This window comes from Vreelandella vilamensis (assembly GCF_031451755.1).
GTDB lineage: Bacteria > Pseudomonadota > Gammaproteobacteria > Pseudomonadales > Halomonadaceae > Vreelandella > Vreelandella vilamensis.
On record NZ_JARWAN010000029.1, the window covers coordinates 26,562 to 42,259 of the forward strand.

The 15,698-nt window shown below is 53.5% G+C and carries 13 protein-coding genes and 2 pseudogenes; 9 read left to right on the forward strand and 6 right to left on the reverse strand.

Annotation, left to right across the window (positions count from 1 at the left end; translation table 11 throughout):
* Positions 1–41: 41 nt before the first annotated feature.
* The 4 genes from QC823_RS14475 (at position 42) to QC823_RS14490 (ending at position 4,710) form a co-directional block, all read left to right on the forward strand.
* Positions 42–761, forward strand: coding sequence for a DUF1989 domain-containing protein (locus QC823_RS14475; RefSeq protein WP_309657054.1), 720 nt, complete (start codon positions 42–44; stop codon positions 759–761).
* A 20-nt stretch (positions 762–781) separates the two neighbouring features.
* Positions 782–2,071 (forward strand): M20 family metallo-hydrolase, encoded by a 1,290-nt coding sequence (locus tag QC823_RS14480; protein ID WP_309657055.1) that lies wholly within the window; start codon positions 782–784, stop codon positions 2,069–2,071.
* Positions 2,072–2,081: 10 nt separating this feature from the next.
* On the forward strand, positions 2,082–3,068 hold the full coding sequence (gene speB, locus QC823_RS14485; protein WP_309657056.1) for an agmatinase: 987 nt from the start codon (positions 2,082–2,084) through the stop codon (positions 3,066–3,068).
* 70 nt (positions 3,069–3,138) lie between these two features.
* Positions 3,139–4,710, forward strand: coding sequence for a gamma-glutamyltransferase family protein (locus QC823_RS14490; RefSeq protein WP_309657057.1), 1,572 nt, complete (start codon positions 3,139–3,141; stop codon positions 4,708–4,710).
* A 163-nt stretch (positions 4,711–4,873) separates the two neighbouring features.
* On the opposite strand, the pseudogene QC823_RS14495 reads toward QC823_RS14490, so the two are convergent.
* The 6 genes and pseudogenes from QC823_RS14495 to QC823_RS14520 all read right to left on the reverse strand — a co-directional run.
* Positions 4,874–5,862 (reverse strand): annotated as a pseudogene (locus tag QC823_RS14495) (IS1380 family transposase); the annotation flags it as partial.
* A gap of 75 nt (positions 5,863–5,937) precedes the next feature.
* Positions 5,938–6,714 (reverse strand): annotated as a pseudogene (locus QC823_RS14500) (IS630 family transposase); the annotation flags it as partial.
* A 418-nt stretch (positions 6,715–7,132) separates the two neighbouring features.
* Entirely contained in the window at positions 7,133–7,741 is a 609-nt protein-coding gene (locus QC823_RS14505; protein ID WP_309657058.1) for a hypothetical protein, read from the reverse strand.
* Between the two features lie 295 nt (positions 7,742–8,036).
* Positions 8,037–8,531, reverse strand: a complete 495-nt coding sequence (locus QC823_RS14510) for an opioid growth factor receptor-related protein (RefSeq protein WP_309657059.1) — start codon at positions 8,529–8,531, stop codon at positions 8,037–8,039.
* 18 nt (positions 8,532–8,549) lie between these two features.
* Positions 8,550–9,065 carry a gamma-glutamylcyclotransferase family protein gene (locus QC823_RS14515; RefSeq protein WP_309657060.1) on the reverse strand — a complete coding sequence of 172 codons (516 nt, stop codon included), beginning with the start codon at positions 9,063–9,065 and terminating at the stop codon, positions 8,550–8,552.
* A gap of 380 nt (positions 9,066–9,445) precedes the next feature.
* Positions 9,446–10,294 (reverse strand): sulfurtransferase, encoded by an 849-nt coding sequence (locus tag QC823_RS14520; RefSeq protein WP_309657061.1) that lies wholly within the window; start codon positions 10,292–10,294, stop codon positions 9,446–9,448.
* Between the two features lie 503 nt (positions 10,295–10,797).
* Between QC823_RS14520 and QC823_RS14525 the strand changes: the two genes are divergently transcribed.
* The 5 genes from QC823_RS14525 (at position 10,798) to QC823_RS14545 (ending at position 15,634) form a co-directional block, all read left to right on the forward strand.
* Positions 10,798–11,316 carry a hypothetical protein gene (locus QC823_RS14525; RefSeq protein ID WP_309657062.1) on the forward strand — a complete coding sequence of 173 codons (519 nt, stop codon included), beginning with the start codon at positions 10,798–10,800 and terminating at the stop codon, positions 11,314–11,316.
* A 130-nt stretch (positions 11,317–11,446) separates the two neighbouring features.
* Positions 11,447–12,571: a tetratricopeptide repeat protein gene (locus QC823_RS14530; protein ID WP_309657063.1), complete on the forward strand. Its 1,125-nt coding sequence runs from the start codon at positions 11,447–11,449 to the stop codon at positions 12,569–12,571.
* Between the two features lie 621 nt (positions 12,572–13,192).
* Positions 13,193–13,627 (forward strand): hypothetical protein, encoded by a 435-nt coding sequence (locus tag QC823_RS14535; RefSeq protein WP_309657064.1) that lies wholly within the window; start codon positions 13,193–13,195, stop codon positions 13,625–13,627.
* Between the two features lie 121 nt (positions 13,628–13,748).
* Positions 13,749–14,549, forward strand: a complete 801-nt coding sequence (locus QC823_RS14540) for a hypothetical protein (RefSeq protein ID WP_309657065.1) — start codon at positions 13,749–13,751, stop codon at positions 14,547–14,549.
* Entirely contained in the window at positions 14,546–15,634 is a 1,089-nt protein-coding gene (locus QC823_RS14545) for a hypothetical protein (protein WP_309657066.1), read from the forward strand. The genes QC823_RS14540 and QC823_RS14545 overlap by 4 nt, the downstream gene beginning before the upstream one ends.
* Positions 15,635–15,698 lie beyond the last annotated feature (64 nt).

Consider the following 15,698-nt stretch of genomic DNA (forward strand, 5'->3'; position numbering starts at 1 on the left):
ACTATTCACAATGTAAAGGCGATTGCCACCTGGAGAACCCTATGAAGACTGCATCACCCTTTGATCATGCTCGTATTGAGCAACTACCTCACAGCAACACTGAGCCCTGTGGGCACAATCACACGCTAGACACGCCGATCTCTCAAGACGGCACACCAGTGTTGGGCGAGCGTTATGAAGTGGCGGCCCGTGGTGGCCGAGCGGTACGTCTCAAAGCGGGGCAAACCATCCGTATCATCAATACGCATGGAACGCAGGTCTGCGATACCTGGGCGTTCAGCACCCATAATCTCAATGAGTTCATGTCTTGGGAGCACGGTCGTGCCTGGCTGAGTGGATTAATTCCCAAAGTAGGTGACCCGCTGATCAGCAATCGCCGCCGTCCGATCATGACACTCACCGCGGATACCTCACCTGGCATACACGATACTCTAATGGCCGCCTGCGACCTGTTTCGATACATGACATTAGGCGTCGAGGACTACCACGATAATTGCGCTGATAACCTGCGCCTGGCCATGAAAGCGATCGGCATTGATGCGCCAGAAGTTCCGCAACCTTTCAACTTGTGGATGAACATCCCGGTTAATGCGCAGATGAATGTTGACTGGTGCCCGCCGGTTTCTAAGCCAGGTGATTATGTCGAACTACGCGCTGAAATGGACTGTGTCGTGGCCATGTCTTCCTGCCCTCAGGACATCATCCCAATCAATGGGGAAGACTGCGAGCCAGTAGAAGTGCATTTCGAAGTTTACGAATAAGCATAGCCACGGAGATTCCCATGGCGAACTATTCTGCCTCCTCCAACGACCATGCCGTTTGTGATCTGGCCGCTATTGCGGCAGCCGTCAATCCACTGCGTCTGGCCAATGACCTGGCAGCGCTTGCAAAGATCGGTGCTCGCGAAGATGGCGGTGTGGCGCGTTTAGCATTGGACAACCATGACACAAGTGCACGTCTATGGCTTGTCGAACAGGCCAAAGAGCTTGGTGCTGAAGCGAGCGTCGATGCGATTGGTAATGTGTTTCTCGATCTGCCGGGCAGCAACCCGGAGCTAGCCCCTGTTGTGACAGGCAGTCATATTGACAGCCAACCGGCAGGTGGAAAGTACGATGGCTCATTGGGTGTATTAGCCGGCCTTGAAGCGTTTCGCGCGCTTAAAGAGGCTGGCTTTACCCCACGTCACCCTTTATCACTTGTGAGCTGGACCAACGAAGAGGGTGCGCGTTTCTCCCCAGGCACCTCCGGGTCGGCGGTTTTTTGCAATGTGCGAAGCCTTGAAGAAACAAGGCTGATTAAAGATAGCGAGGGTATGACGATGGGGCATGCACTCGATACGTGCTTGGCCGAAATGGACGCCGCCAACGTACCTCGGCGTCCGTTGGCAACGCCCATGCATTCCTTTATAGAGCTGCACATTGAGCAAGGCCCCATCCTTGAGCGCGAGGGTGCTTCTGTGGGTGTCGTAGAGGGCATTCAGGGAGTCAGTTGGTTTGACGTCACCGTGACGGGTAGTGCCAATCATGCGGGCACCACACCGCGGGCTCTTCGTCGCGATGCATTAGAGGGCGCCTGTGCGGTAGCAACCGCGCTACGGGAAGCTGCACGGGATGGCGAAGATCGTGTGCGCTTTACTATCGGCAAATTTGTTGTCAGCCCTGGCTCAGTGAACACTATCCCTGACCGCGTCACCTTCAGTATCGATTTACGACACCCCGAAGCTGCGACGCTCAAAGGGATAGAGACCGCCTTCAATGAGATTACTCAGCAAATCTGGGCAGGTTGCCAAGTGACGCTTACCTCGCTATCGCGCATTGATCCGGTGGATTTCCCTAATACCCTTACTGAGCAAATGGATGCCGCTGCATGTGAACTAGGAATCACGGCGCCTCGCTTGGTATCGGGGGCCTTTCATGATGCCATCCACCTCGCTAACCACTGCCCAACCGCCATGCTGTTTGTGCCTTGTCGCAATGGTCTTAGCCATCACCCGGATGAACATATTGAACTTGGAGACGCTGTCGTAGGCACTCAACTCTTAGCCGCCAGCTTAGCGCGGTTAAGCCGATAAGGAGAGAAGAATGGTCAAAGGTACAAACGGTACTCGCCGTAATGCCGCCACTGGTGAACATTATCTACCGCGGCATGAACCGCGTTACCGAGAGATCGCAAGCTTCCTCCGGGCTCCGCTTGCCGACACGTTGGAAGCTTTGGACATTGCCTTGGTGGGCATTCCTTTTGACGGAGGCGTTAGCAATCGCCCCGGCACTCGACACGGACCGCGTGAAATTCGCAACCTATCGAGCATGATGCGAAGCGCGCATCATGTCACCGGACTAGACCCATTTGCCCAGGCACGTATTGCTGACATTGGCGATGTGAGATTTTCCTCAATCTTCGATCTTAACAAAGTCTCTGATGATATTGCTGCCTATTACGCGGCCATTCGAAAAGCAGGCGTTATCCCACTAAGCGCTGGTGGCGATCATTCAATTACGTTTCCCATTTTACGTGGCTTAGCGGCCGACGGCCCTGTCGGCTTGATCCAAATTGACGCGCACACCGACACCTGGGACGAGTTTCAAGGCTCCAAATTTCACCATGGCGGCCCTTTTCGGCTCGCCTGTGAACAGGGCCTTATCGATCCCAAGCGCACCGTACAGATAGGCATCCGTGGTGCCCAGAACACGACGCAAGGCTGGGACTATTCTCATGAAACCGGCATGCGCGTCATGTTTATGGAAGAAGTGGATGCGATGGGGATAGACGCGGTAATCGCGGAAGCGCGTCGTGTAGTCGGCGACGGGCCTGTGTATTTATCGTTCGATATCGATAGCCTCGACCCTGCGTTCGCCCCTGGCACAGGCACACCTGAGGTCGGTGGTCTTACCAGCCTACAAGCACTTCAGCTCGTCCGTGGTTTCCGGGATTTACCGCTCATAGGTGCTGATGTCGTAGAAGTATCACCACCCTTTGATCCCAGTGGTAACACGGCACTGATTGGCGCCACCTTGATGTACGAGCTGCTTTGCTTGATGGCTGAACGAGTGGAAAACACCAAACCCTAAAAAGCTTCTCTCAGTGACAATAGTCGGATATCAGCGTCCGTCTTTCCTAACAGTATGAGGCGTTAAGCACGTGAAGATCACATCGAAAACCGGGGTCATCTGTACGCCGGATGATCGTGCCACGCTGGCGGGGCAAGCCGTTTTGCAAGAAGGTGGCACGGCAATTGATGCGGCAACGACCGCGGGCGCCGTGTTGTCTGTCGTCTATCCCCATATGTGTGGTATCGGCGGAGATGCGCTTTGGCTACTCAGTGACGGCAAACAGGTTGATACACTGCTGGGACTTGGCCAAGCCGGCCATCATAAGCCCGATGTCGGTGCTATCTCCACGCGTGGGCCGTCGTCAGCGGCGACCACGCCTGGCGCGCTTCGGGGTTGGTCGATAGCCCATGACTGGAGCCGTCATCGCTGGGGCTCGAAAATGACCTTGCCCAACTTGCTAGAACCGGCCATCGCCTTTGCACGTAAAGGCTATGAAGTTTCCGCCAACCAGGCATTTTGGCAGCAGCAACGCCAGGACCTGATCGGTAATCTGCCAGATCTAAACTCTCTGTGCTGTGATCAGAATAAGCAATTACTGCCAGAAGGCGCTACCGTCATTCGATCTGATCTCGCCAATACCCTCGACCATCTGTCGCGGTATGGGCTCGACGATTTCTATGAGGGTGAATTGGCGACTGCCTTCGCAGAGTCTTTTAAGCATCTCGGTAATGGGCTGACACGAGCCGACCTGGCGGCAACTCAGGCCTGGCATAGTGAGCCGCTGAGCATTCGTTACCGAGCCGGGACCTTATACAACTTTCCACCGCCCACCCAAGGCATTTTCACCCTAAGCGCTCTGAACGCCTTAAATCACCTCGATGTGTCAGCCTTTGAAAATGGCGGTGCCGGTTATTTTCATTACTTGGTAGAAGCGATCAAAGCCCAGCTCAAGCATCGTAATCATCAACTCTGCGATCCGTCTAGCGCTAGCCTGAATATTCAGTACTTGTTGAGCGCAAAACGGTCAGCTATGGACTACGCCAATATTGACCCCAAAATAGCGGCACCCTGGTACGAGCAAGGCAAGCCTGCCGATACCGTTTGGCTTGCCGCCACCGATAATGAAGGCCGCACCGCTTGCCTGATGCAGAGTTTATTTCACGACTTCGGTTCAGGCTGCGTCATGGGGGATACCGGCGTGCTATGGCTCAACCGAGCCGCCGGTTTTAACCCTTCACCAAGTCACCCGAACGCTTGGGCACCTAGTAAACGTCCCGCTCACACCTTGAACCCGTCTGCTTATCTCGCGGATAACGGCCAGCAGTTCTACTTCGGCACCCAAGGAGGCGATGGCCAGCCCCAAACCCAAATGGTATTAGCGAGCCAATTAATAGATTACCAAAAGCCAGTGGATCAAGCCTTGTCGGCGCCACGTTTTTTACAGGGCCGCAGTTTTTTTAACAGCAGTGAGTACTTGAAACTTGAGCGGGCTATTCATGCTGACGTTGGCAAAGAACTAATCAGCCACGGTCATCATATCGAGTGGATCCCTGAACTCAGCCCATTAACCGGTTTAGCTGGAGCTATCTCAATAGGGCCCGACGGGTTGATGGAAGCTATGCATGATCCCCGTGGCGAAGGCACGTCACTTTCTCAGTGACGACAATCTTAATTAAACACAACAAACAAAGGGTTAATGATGGTCTCCCAAGAAAAAAACCATCCTATTTTTCCGAGCTAACGGCACATGACTCGCTGTCTCTTTTTCAGAGTGGCAAGTTGTCACCTGTCGAGGTAGTTAAGGCGCCGCGATCGGTCGACTAGAGATGCACGTCGAGTGCCGACTTCACCTCGCCCATGTGCGCCTCGGCGCTGCCGCGCTTGCGGTAGAGCGCCAGGACCTTCTCCGGCGGCCAGTCGAACTTGCCGAGGTTGGTGACCAGGAAAAAGGCATGCAGCAGCAGATCATCGGAGCGTTCCTGTACCACCAGCACCACGCGCCGTGGCGACGGCCAGGAACCGGCTTGGTACTCAAGGTCATAACACCACTCCCGAGGCTTTTCGGGCGGCCGGCCTCGTGGTCGCTTCAGATGCGGTGCCGCCAGCTTCTGCAGGCCCGTGTGGTTGCGCAGCCGGCCCAGGTACTCGATGTCGCGATCTTCCAGGGCCTCCAGCGTGTCGTTGTCGGTGAAACCGGCGTCTATGCGCACTCGAGCCTGGGCCCCGGTACTCTCGTTGAGGCGCCGTACCAGATGCGGAATCCAGGTATCGGCGTTCTCGGCCGGGCTGGCGTTGCCCTCGCGCAGCAGGCAGCCCACCATGTCGCCGGTCTCGGCCAACGAGGCGACCAGCGGCGAGTAGATTCGAGCCCCGTAAAGTCCATGAAACGCCGAGCCGCCCTGGTGGCCATGGACCTTGATCGGCAGGCCGTTGATGTCCAGGGTCAACTGCTCGGGCCGTTCGCTATTCTTCAGCGAGGTCAGGCGCCAGACCACCAGACGCAGCAGACCTTCGTGCACTGCATCGATGTTGTCGTTGCGCCCGAGGCACGTCAGCAGCCGCGACAGCGTGGCTTGAGACGGCCGATCTTGCGCCAGGGGCGTTATCCCACGCGCCTCGCTGCAGGTCAGCTGCCAGAGCGGATCACGCCACTGTTATCGAGGGCTTCACGCAGCAGCAGAGCGCCGCTATCGCTGGTGGTGCGGTGGCCGCTCAGCTCGACACGGACAGAGCCGTTGCACGAGGGCGACCAGGTCGTTAGGGTTTCACCCATGGTAAGTGGTCCTATTGAATCGTGTTCTGCCGGGAACATCTTGATTCTACAAGAGAAAACTACTCGCCATCTTCATTTTCAGCCCTGCCTCATGAATAAGCCAGGTTAAACATAGGATAAATGCATGCTGGGATTGTCGAGCACTACAACGGCGAAGGTATCGGGGTTTTTCTGGGCCACAAACTGGTTAAACGCTTCGATGACCGTTTCGGTGGTCACTGGTTCGGCGGTGGTTTGAGAGAGACCAGTTTCCCAGCTCGACTAAGAAACCTCAGTACATTCAATCTACGGCTGTGTGAGTAGGCAGTTACCTCGCAGGGCTTGCCGATAGGGCGGCACCGACGACGATTGTGAAAATCCCGACTCATCGACGTAATAAAGCTCGTGTGCGCCTTGGTCTTCTCGCTGGTTAAGCGCCTTGAGAAGGCTTTGTGTGTTGCGGAAATCCGTTTCGTTCCGCCGGGCCTTAAGCGAGTGCCGAATGCGCTTGAAGCTATAACGATTTTTTTCAACGCCCGGCGAAGGGTCACTGTGCTGACTGTCTTACCGGTCTCTTCTTGCAAACGTGCCTGCAAGGATCGAATCTGATGGGGCTGCTCGGCGACCAGCTCCTGAAGTCGCTAATGATCGTGCTCATCCAGAACCGGCGTGGGGCTTATCGATGATGAGTCCGTCGAGTCTGGATGCCTCCCACTGTTTGAGCCATCGAGAGACAGCATCGCGGCGAACCTGCAATATCCCACTGATTTGGTCGATGGTATGCCCTTGATCACTCAGCAAAATAGCGTGTACACGCCGCCGTAGGGCACGCTTTTTACCGTAATGGTAGGTCGAGGTCAGCATGTGCTGCTCAGACTCAGTGAGAGGGGCAACAAAGCGGCGCCTAGCCATGGATTTTTCCGTGTCAGTGATCCAATCATAGACACTGCACGAAAACTTCAGATCAAGCACTTATCGTCAGGTCGCTGATCCCGCGACCAGCTGTACTCGCGATCAGTATCTTTATAGCATCAAGATCACCCGAAAACAGTGGAGCCGAGCTGGAACAGGTAGACCCGGTCGCGGCTTTAGAAGCGTTTACGCTGCGCTGTGACATGACCAAAACAGGCATCTTTCGAGACATCAAGCCATTTAAGCTGGTCTAAAACGCCTCCCGCAAATACTGAACAGACGTATCGGAGACCACGCCTTGATGAGTACCAAACGCTATCACCGCTTGCTGAAAGGTGCGGGCAAAATTGTGAGTGAAGCTGCATTAGGTAGGTGGTATGTACTAATCCACCTATTTAATACACTTAAATCTCAATAATTAGAAACACTCTGGATCAATCAGCAATGTGAGTCGCCTTGGGTCACGGGGATTCAGGGCCATACGCCCGCCACGCGTATTTCGTAGCATTATGCTGGGTTGTGAGCGCGTATGGCCGGTATAAACTTCTTCAATTTCTCTCAGATACTGCCTCAAACGCGGCCAATGCCGGTTGGCACCAACATTTGGTCGACGTGTGCCCAACCCTTCAAAGGCGTCATCAAGGACATCTCTCAAGAAGTAGCGTAGCTCAATCTCAGAGATCTCATTGAGGCTTAGTTCAGAAAGCCTTTCAAGCATAATGCTTATCAGAAAATTGGGACTTAAATCATCAATATCGGCCGCTTTAAGTAGAGCCTGAGCGAGACAGTTGGGATCTTCAGGGTGTTGGATATCCCCATATTCGCTGAAGTCTTTAGTGTTTTTTGGGCTGGTAGCTAGCGCATCACTAACTTTTGCAACAGCCTCTTGGAACGCATCTTTGGCTTTTCCTTGCTCGATGTACAGTTCCGTACCGAAGACATCCATCCAGACTTCTTTCAACCGTGATAGAGCATTCCAATAGGCTTGGGCTGCTCCTTTTCCTTTATCATCGAATGCAAAACTCATAAATAAACCTTATAAATTAGTAGTGCGCCGGTAAGTAAATTCGGCATTAAGCGACTTTTCTTGCACACATGAAATGAAGCGATTATTCCGAGAGGCGACTTATTTGAGGCCGTTTACGATGGCTTTTATATCTCATGCTGTTAGTGTGCCTCAAGCGGTTGATTCTGCCATTGCCGACGCATGATCTATTTCAAATCTTAAGATATCTTGCTTTGCTTTCCAGCCACGTGTGGCTCAGCAGCCGATTAACTGATTCCAAGTTGTTCGGCAAAGGCTTATCAAACTACACATGCAGTCATGTGGATGGTATTGTCTTTTGCCAATACTTCAACGACGTATCGGATACCACACCTTGCTGGGTGCCAATCGCTATCACCGCTTGCTTAAACGTGCGGGCAAGCTCTGACTGATGACACAAGGCTAACGACCGAATTATACGGGTGATGCGTAAATGATTATGGCCTCCCGCTTTTAGCCAAATATGGGTTTGTATTGTCAGCGTTGGTTGAGCAACGATGTCGCTCCCATCCCAATCAAGGCCAAAAAAGTCGAGCATTACCTCTAGAGAGCGCTGCTGATGCTGGCGCATAACGTCGCTACCCTCAAAGGCGGCTTGTACCGCTGGGGTTAGCAAGGAGGCAAAGGCGTTAAAACGACCCGCTTCGGGGATAGGAAACAGCCACTGAATATAATCGTGCGTATGTTCCAGCCAAAAGTGCGATAGCGCCCAAATATCGTCAAGGTACCTGCCTTTATGATCGCGGCCTTCGCCACAATAAAACTCTATCAAGCGTTGATCGTTATCCCATTAGGTAGCACGCATCAGTGGTTCCACCGGGGCATATAACGCCATCTCTCGTGCATGTTGTTCGGCGTTCTCATCCTGACGCGCGACAACGCTTTCCAGTGCGCGAAGGTAATAGGGGGGTAAGCCATGCTCACGCGCCCCGGCGAGCACATGTTGCTTGTACCAGGTATATGGACGCAGACCGAGCGCGGTGATGTTGCCGATATATGCCTGCACCTCAAATTGTCGGTCACTTGCTAGATCCGTGACGGTGAGCCACGTCTCGTTATACGCTTCTCCCAGCTCCTCATAGCGATCAAGCGTCGGTTTGTGATGAGACGCCACGTCCCAAATCACACCATACACCGCGGATTGCGCTGAGGCCGGCACAATATCGCATTTGCCTGAACCGTCACCGCCTCGCTGATGAAAGGCCAAGCGGTAGGCGGGCAGAAGAGCGGTGGTCACAAACCGAGCAGGAATACGGGCCGCTAAGCGCTGGGTGGCCATATTAGAGCCGTAAGCAAAATAGAGCATGGGTTCCCTGTGATGTTGCGAAAATAAATAGTCATAACGTTTTTTCCGCATGCGGAAAAATGTCGTCATCTCATGAGGCTAACGCAGGTTGCTTAAGACACGCACGGGTGGCGTAATGTGCGAACATCTGCTCCGCATTGGATTTTATCTTTTCTCGCAATGCGTGGGGCGCGGTTACCTTGATGTTCGACCCTGTTCGTACTGACCAAGAAAGTTTTTGCTAATTATCCGTCATCGTATGTCGAGCAAGAGTGCGAGCCGCTAATCGTAGGGTATAGCATGTAATCTCTCTAATATAGCAATGATCGGTACTCGCGTTTCTTCGACATGCCGAAAACTGTAGTGCCCATTGCTACTGGTCAGAGTCATTTAGGCACAACCTAAGCCACTGGGAGTGATTCATCGCTCCCCCAGTTTGCCCAAGAGCCGTCGTATAGCGATAGCTGATGGTAGCCCGCCAGTTCGGCGGCCAGCAGAAGGATGCAGGCGGTGATACCCGAGCCGCAGGAAAACACCAGTTGGGGTTCACTGCTGGAGTGAAGGGGCGGAGCAAGCGTTACAAAGATTGCCTTCAGCTTGCTAACCGGTTTAAAGCAATGTCCCTCTAGCACCTCGGTAAACGGCAGATTATGAGAATGGGGGATATGACCACTGCGCACCCCAGGGCGGGGTTCAGGCACCTGTGCCAGGAAGCGTGAACGTGCTCGGGCATCAACAACGGTTACCCAGCTATCGTCCAGATGCTGCAAAACATACGTGGAGTTTCGCACCCGGCTGTGATCAAAGTTGGCTACGAAGTTGCCAGGCTTAGCTGTAGTTTCGGTGATGGTAGACACAACCTCGCGCTTTTCGGCTAGCCACTGTGGCAGTCCTCCATCCAGAACAAAAACGTGTTTAACGCCCATTGACCGGAAAATCCACCAGGCCCGAGGAGCCGAATAGATGCCTTGGTTATCGTACAGTACGATCAGGCTTTTGGTCGCAATGCCCAGCCGTTGAGCTTCCTCAGTGACTTGTTCCTCTGTTGGGAAGGCGTGGGTCTGAGAAGATCCGGTGTCACAAAGCACGCCTTCGAGATCGATCTGGCGGCTACCCGGTATCCACATCGGGCGTTCATAAACGATCGGGTCTTTACCAATGATCGTCGCCATGCTCGCATCGATCAGCACTAACCGTTCGTTGTTTAGGTTGTCTTGCAGCCATTGGGTCGTCACAAGGGGGGATGACATGGAGTTCTCCGATGAGGGGCTGACAGCCTATGTTACTCAAACGCTTAGTTGGTTTTGAATAACAACAGACAGCGTGATGAAGCCTTGGAAATTCAGATTGTTAATAACTGATTGAATCGTAATATTACTTTAGTAGCACAAAAGAAATAGCCCAAAGAAAATAGCCCAAAGGGTGTGCGGAATGCGCGGGATGATTAAATGTGGCTGCGTGGCAGCATCACCAATAGGGGGCCGAGTTAATTCCAACTATAGACACCCACACAGCTGTATCATGCCATGCAGCTAGACACTCTTAATTAATTTCTAAAGTTATGAAAATTTAGGTCGTTAAGAATTAATGGCCATCTCGCCTGTGGCGCAACGCTATAGCGTGTTGGTGCTAGCGACCTCAGATCAGACGAACGATCCTACTACTGGGTTCGTCTGAGGCGTGGTGGTAACTCTACTGTAATAAGTAATCATGACGTGCGCCGAAAGGCCATGTTTAAACATGGAGAAAAAAGATGAAATGGATGTATTGGCTATCGCTACTCTTGATAGCCGTGTGCCCGCCAGTGTTAGCTAACCCTGCCCCTTTTGGCATGCCAATCGGTGAACTAAGCATTCAGGAGGCGGAGGTACAGTTCTCTCTCCGGCCTGCAGGTACCAATGAGTACAGCGGGGGAAGAATGTTTACGGCACCAGTCGCGCAGTTCTCCTTCGAAGGGCTTCAGGAGATGACGCTGGTTTTTGATCAAGACGACCAGCTGGTTGCGGTATTGACCACTCTTAATAAACAGCGCTTTGATGCCCTTTTTAACGGGCTATCAGAGCGTTACCGCCTACTCTCCAGTCAGCGCCCCTTCGTGGGCAATAAAATGGCGAACTTTGAAGCGGGTAATACCGAAGTTCATCTGGATGCACCGCATCTTAGCTTTCAGATGACATTAAGCTATCTCGAAAAAGGGTTTCTGAGCAGCTTTCGTGAAAAAAGCTCAAGCGCTGAACGTCGTCAGCAACAACATGAAATGAATCAGCTTTAAAAGAAAAGAGAAACAGAGCATGAACATAAAAAGCAGGGAATGGGTGCGCATACCTTTACTTACTTTGGCACCTTTTGTGCTTTCTGGCTGTTTAAGCAGTTTGCCAGAGATTCCTAGTGTTGGTGTTGGAGTGAAATCACAAGAACCAGAGAGTAGCCAAACTGGCACGGAGGGCAACTTGGATATGGGGCTGGCGGCCCTGTTCCAGGAAAACTATATCGAAGCACGCAGCTTGCTAACACCAGTCGCGGAGGCAGGTGATGCGGAAGCACAATATCACTTAGGAACCATGTTCCAATTTGGGCATGGGGTGGCGCAAGACTACCGCCAGGCGGCTGAATGGTATCGGCGTGCCGCGGAGCAAGGCAACATTTTGGCTCAAACCGAGCTAGGTTCGCTTTACAGTGAAGATCGGCCTGGGCTCGCCCGTGATGACATTCTAGCCGCTGAGTGGACTCAACGTGCAGCCGAGCAAAGTAATCGCATCGCACAGTACAACCTCGGTTTGTTCTATGCAAATGGCCGTGGTGTACCGCAAAACGATACGCTGGCGGTAGAGTGGTACCGTCGTGCGGCAGAGCAGGGAGACCCCAGTGCCCAGCTCAACTTAGGGGCTATGTATGCCAGTGGCCGAGGGGAGCCGCAGAACTATGCGCAAGCCGCCGAGTGGTACACGCTGGCCGCTAATCAGGGCAATCATATTGCACAAAAAAACCTTGGTCTGATGTACCTTAGTGGGGATGGCGTACCAAAAAATGAAGCGCTCGCCTATACCTGGCTCCGCCGATCAGCGGACCAAGGGAATATGACAAGTCTGTTTGAGGTAGGGTTGGCGTATTATTATGGGCGTGGCGTCGATCAAGATAAAGCTACAGCGGCAGAGTGGTTTAAGCGTGCAGCCGCAAAGGGCAGCGACGGAGCCCAATATAACCTGGGGCTTATGTACACCAATGGTGAGGGCGTGCTTCAAGATTACGCTCAGGCAGTGCGCTTCTATCGGTCGGCGGCTGAGCAGGGCAATACTAATGCCCTTAACAATCTGGGGGTTTCGTATAGGGAAGGTAAGGGTGTTCCCCAGAATAGTGTGTTGGCCTACGCGTTGTATAATTTGGCGGCAGCAAGAGGGAATGAATTGGCAGCAGGTAATCGTCGTCAACTGTTGTCTCAAATGACGCCCGCTCAGGTGCAGGAAGGGCAGCGTTTAGCAGCGAGCTGGCGTGAGGGGCAGCCCCTGCCAAGACACACACGGCTTTAAGGTGAGCCTATCGAAACTTTGTTAACTGACCGGCCTTTGGGGCCGGTTTTTTGTCTAGCTTAATTAAACAGAGGCTTATGATAAGTAGCAATGCGCTACAAGTGGCAGCCGAGAGTTCCTGTCTCGCGGTGTGGGCAGTTAGCATAAATGAGGTCGATTATCAGCCATGTACCTAAGCGAACCAGCAGTGTCTGAGCGATGTGCGTCATTTGGTTAAGTCGTAAAGCTTCATCGATATCGACTTCCGACACTTGGATTGCTCCGGTACGGCGACCTTTGGTCCTGTTTTTCGATGAGAGCATGCGGCGTCTGACCTTCCCCGCCGGGTATCTGGCGCAAGCCTCTGAGTTAGCAGATACACTGCACTGTGCCCAGGCAAGAGTGCGCACTATATACTTGAGCTAAAAAATGGTTCACATCCAGCATTGCCTGCACCCAAATTTCTGTGTAACGCGAACCAAACAACTCATACGGTTACGCAAAATTCATGCGTATCTGCTTCTGTACTGGTAATGAGTATCCTGACTATTTGCCACATGCCGCTGTTAACTCAATAATCGAAGTGGCCGCTGCCCATTGTGGATATTGATTTCTGGCGTTGCACAGGAGGAGGTGACAATCATGACCCGACAAGCGTCTGACAAGCTCATTTGGGAAGGTGGGAATTACAACTTGGAAAAATCACCAGGGCTGCCAAAACAGCATAAGGGCCTTGTAGAGCGTAACTCTGATCAGTTCCCTTCCCATGACTATATGTTGGGGTTCACGCAGAGCACAGCTTGCCAGCGTGGGTATATTGCCACTTGGGTGGTGGTGGAAGGAAAGTTATACCTTAAAGAGGTTCTCGGCTCTCGCTTCCTCGCGGCGGGTCCGTTATTGGCCGACTGGGTGTCGGGAAAATTGCTGGCGCCCAGTAGACCGCTAGGACAGCACATTAATATCCGTTTTACTCCCGACAATATCGAATATCTCCGGCTTATAGTGGAGAAGGGTGTGGTAATAGATCACACGGTGGGTAAGGGCAAGGGAGAGCCCCACCATGTTTCAGCGGGATAAACGCATCAGCTCCGAGCAAGCAAAGGCCAATCCTGGAGTGCGTGTATCAGCATGCACCATAGGGTTAAGGACGCTGAGCCTGACCGGTGCTCTTTTCAAGAAAAAGGGAGCATTGTGGCGTGTGGCACTGCTTCTAACAATGCTCGCGTGGTGGCAGCTGCCGGAGGTTGTTGCGGGTATGTTGTTCCCCCTTGCCTGGATAGTGGCAGCTCAACTTGTTTTTGTCGGCGCTTTCGAAGCTGCACGTCTCCGGCGGCGGGCTTGGTTAGGGCAGTATCTTAAGAAGACCTCTCCTTGGAGCCGCTGGCTACGTGGTGGTGTCGTGATGGTGGTGTGGCATCAGCTGGTCAGCGCTATTTTAGCTACTGTGCTGCTGGTCTCTCTTCGCCTCGCGGGTTTACTTGACATGGCCTTGTTGGTGGCTGGCGCTAGCCTATTTTGGGTGTGTGACCGCTGGGCACGATCGCGGCTGGCGAGGCATGTTATTTCCGATTATCTTTCCGCCGTGACACGGCGGCTGCTGGTTGCTCCCGCGTCCGTGCTTCTTGTCGTCGGGCTAATAGCCGTATCGCTGGCACGGCCTCAGCCCTATCTCGTCGGCATGGAGTTGGAGCGCGCTATACAGGATCATATCGTTTCCAATGGCCAGTCACTGTTGAGCGTGTTTGAGCGAGGTGCTAGCGCACTGGAGCTCGCGTCTTTCTGGGCAGTGCAGAACGCGCTCGATGGCCTGGGTGTGTCGGGTTGGGCCGCTGTCTTGGGATGGGCGGGCGTGTTTGCGTTACAGAGCGCGCTGGCACTGGCATTTGTTCGCTTGCTGGTGGGCGCAGCGGCTTCGCATGACGCGTTACACCGCTTAGGGGAGCGTGCTGATGCTGACGAATTTCGGCCTGACGGCAAAGGGGAGGAGAAAGTGAAGTGAAGGGATCTTTATCGAGTGATGCCAGCAACATGACGCGGCTGGCATTTTGGAAACACCTCCCTGCAGGCGTCTCGTCACCACATCAGGTGATTTCTATTGTGGTCATGCTAGCTATTATCCTCTTTCTGGCTTTTATGAGTCATCGCTGGCTGGCATCAAGCGACTCGCCTCTTATCAGGTACATCGTCAATGGTGAGAGCTTTGTGCTGAGTGCTGAAGATAGCGCGGCCATGAGCCGAGACCTCAGTGAACGCCTGGAAGTGCTGGAGCATGATGCAGAACAACGCCTCAAACGATGGATGGAAGAGGCTCTGATAATGACACGGGAGCAGTACCAAGAAGCAGGTGAGCACTATTTGGATTGGTACTTCTCTGCAGCAGGGAGCTACACCCGCCTCGGCGTTAGCCTAACAGGAGACATGGAGCCATGGATGGAGGGCCAGATTAAAGATCGCTTGGTAGGACCCAGTGGGGCTGAGCAAGCGCTGTCGAACTTGCATGCCGAATACAGAGAACGCCTTCTTGATGAGCAGCAGCGGCTGCTCTCTGAAGCACTAGATGATATCTATCTTCACTACTCGCAGGTTTCAGTTCCCGCCGCTGAGGTAGAAGGCGAGGCGATTGTTACCCTGAACTTGGATCGTATGGTCGCTGCCGCAAATGAAATAAAGGGCAGTGAGGCGCTGCCTTGGTCCGCCCCACCGCTCGGTGTCGGACTCCTGGGCGGTGCTGGGATTACCGCTGCATTGATGGCACGGCCGGTCATGGTGGCAGCGCGAAGTATGGTGCAGCGCTTCGCGGTACGTCTTGGTTTAGCAGCGACGCGCTCAGTGACCGCCGGCAGCACCGCCGCCGTCGGTGCTGCGGCAACCGGCCCTGGCGCTGTGGTGGCCGGTACCGTCACGGCGGGAGCGATTATTGCCATAACCGCTGGCACTGAGTACCTCGCCTTGGTCAGGCAGGAAGAAGAGTTACGCCCCGCAATGGAGGAGGTACTGGTAGAGACCTGGACGGATCTCGAGCTGGGGCTTCGCAGCGCCGTGGAGGCTGACCGTCAGCCCGGGTTATTCACGAGGCAGGCCTGAAAACAAAAATAGTGAATGGTAATCTCTAAGGTAATCAATACGTTCCGCCAAGAACACGATTCCA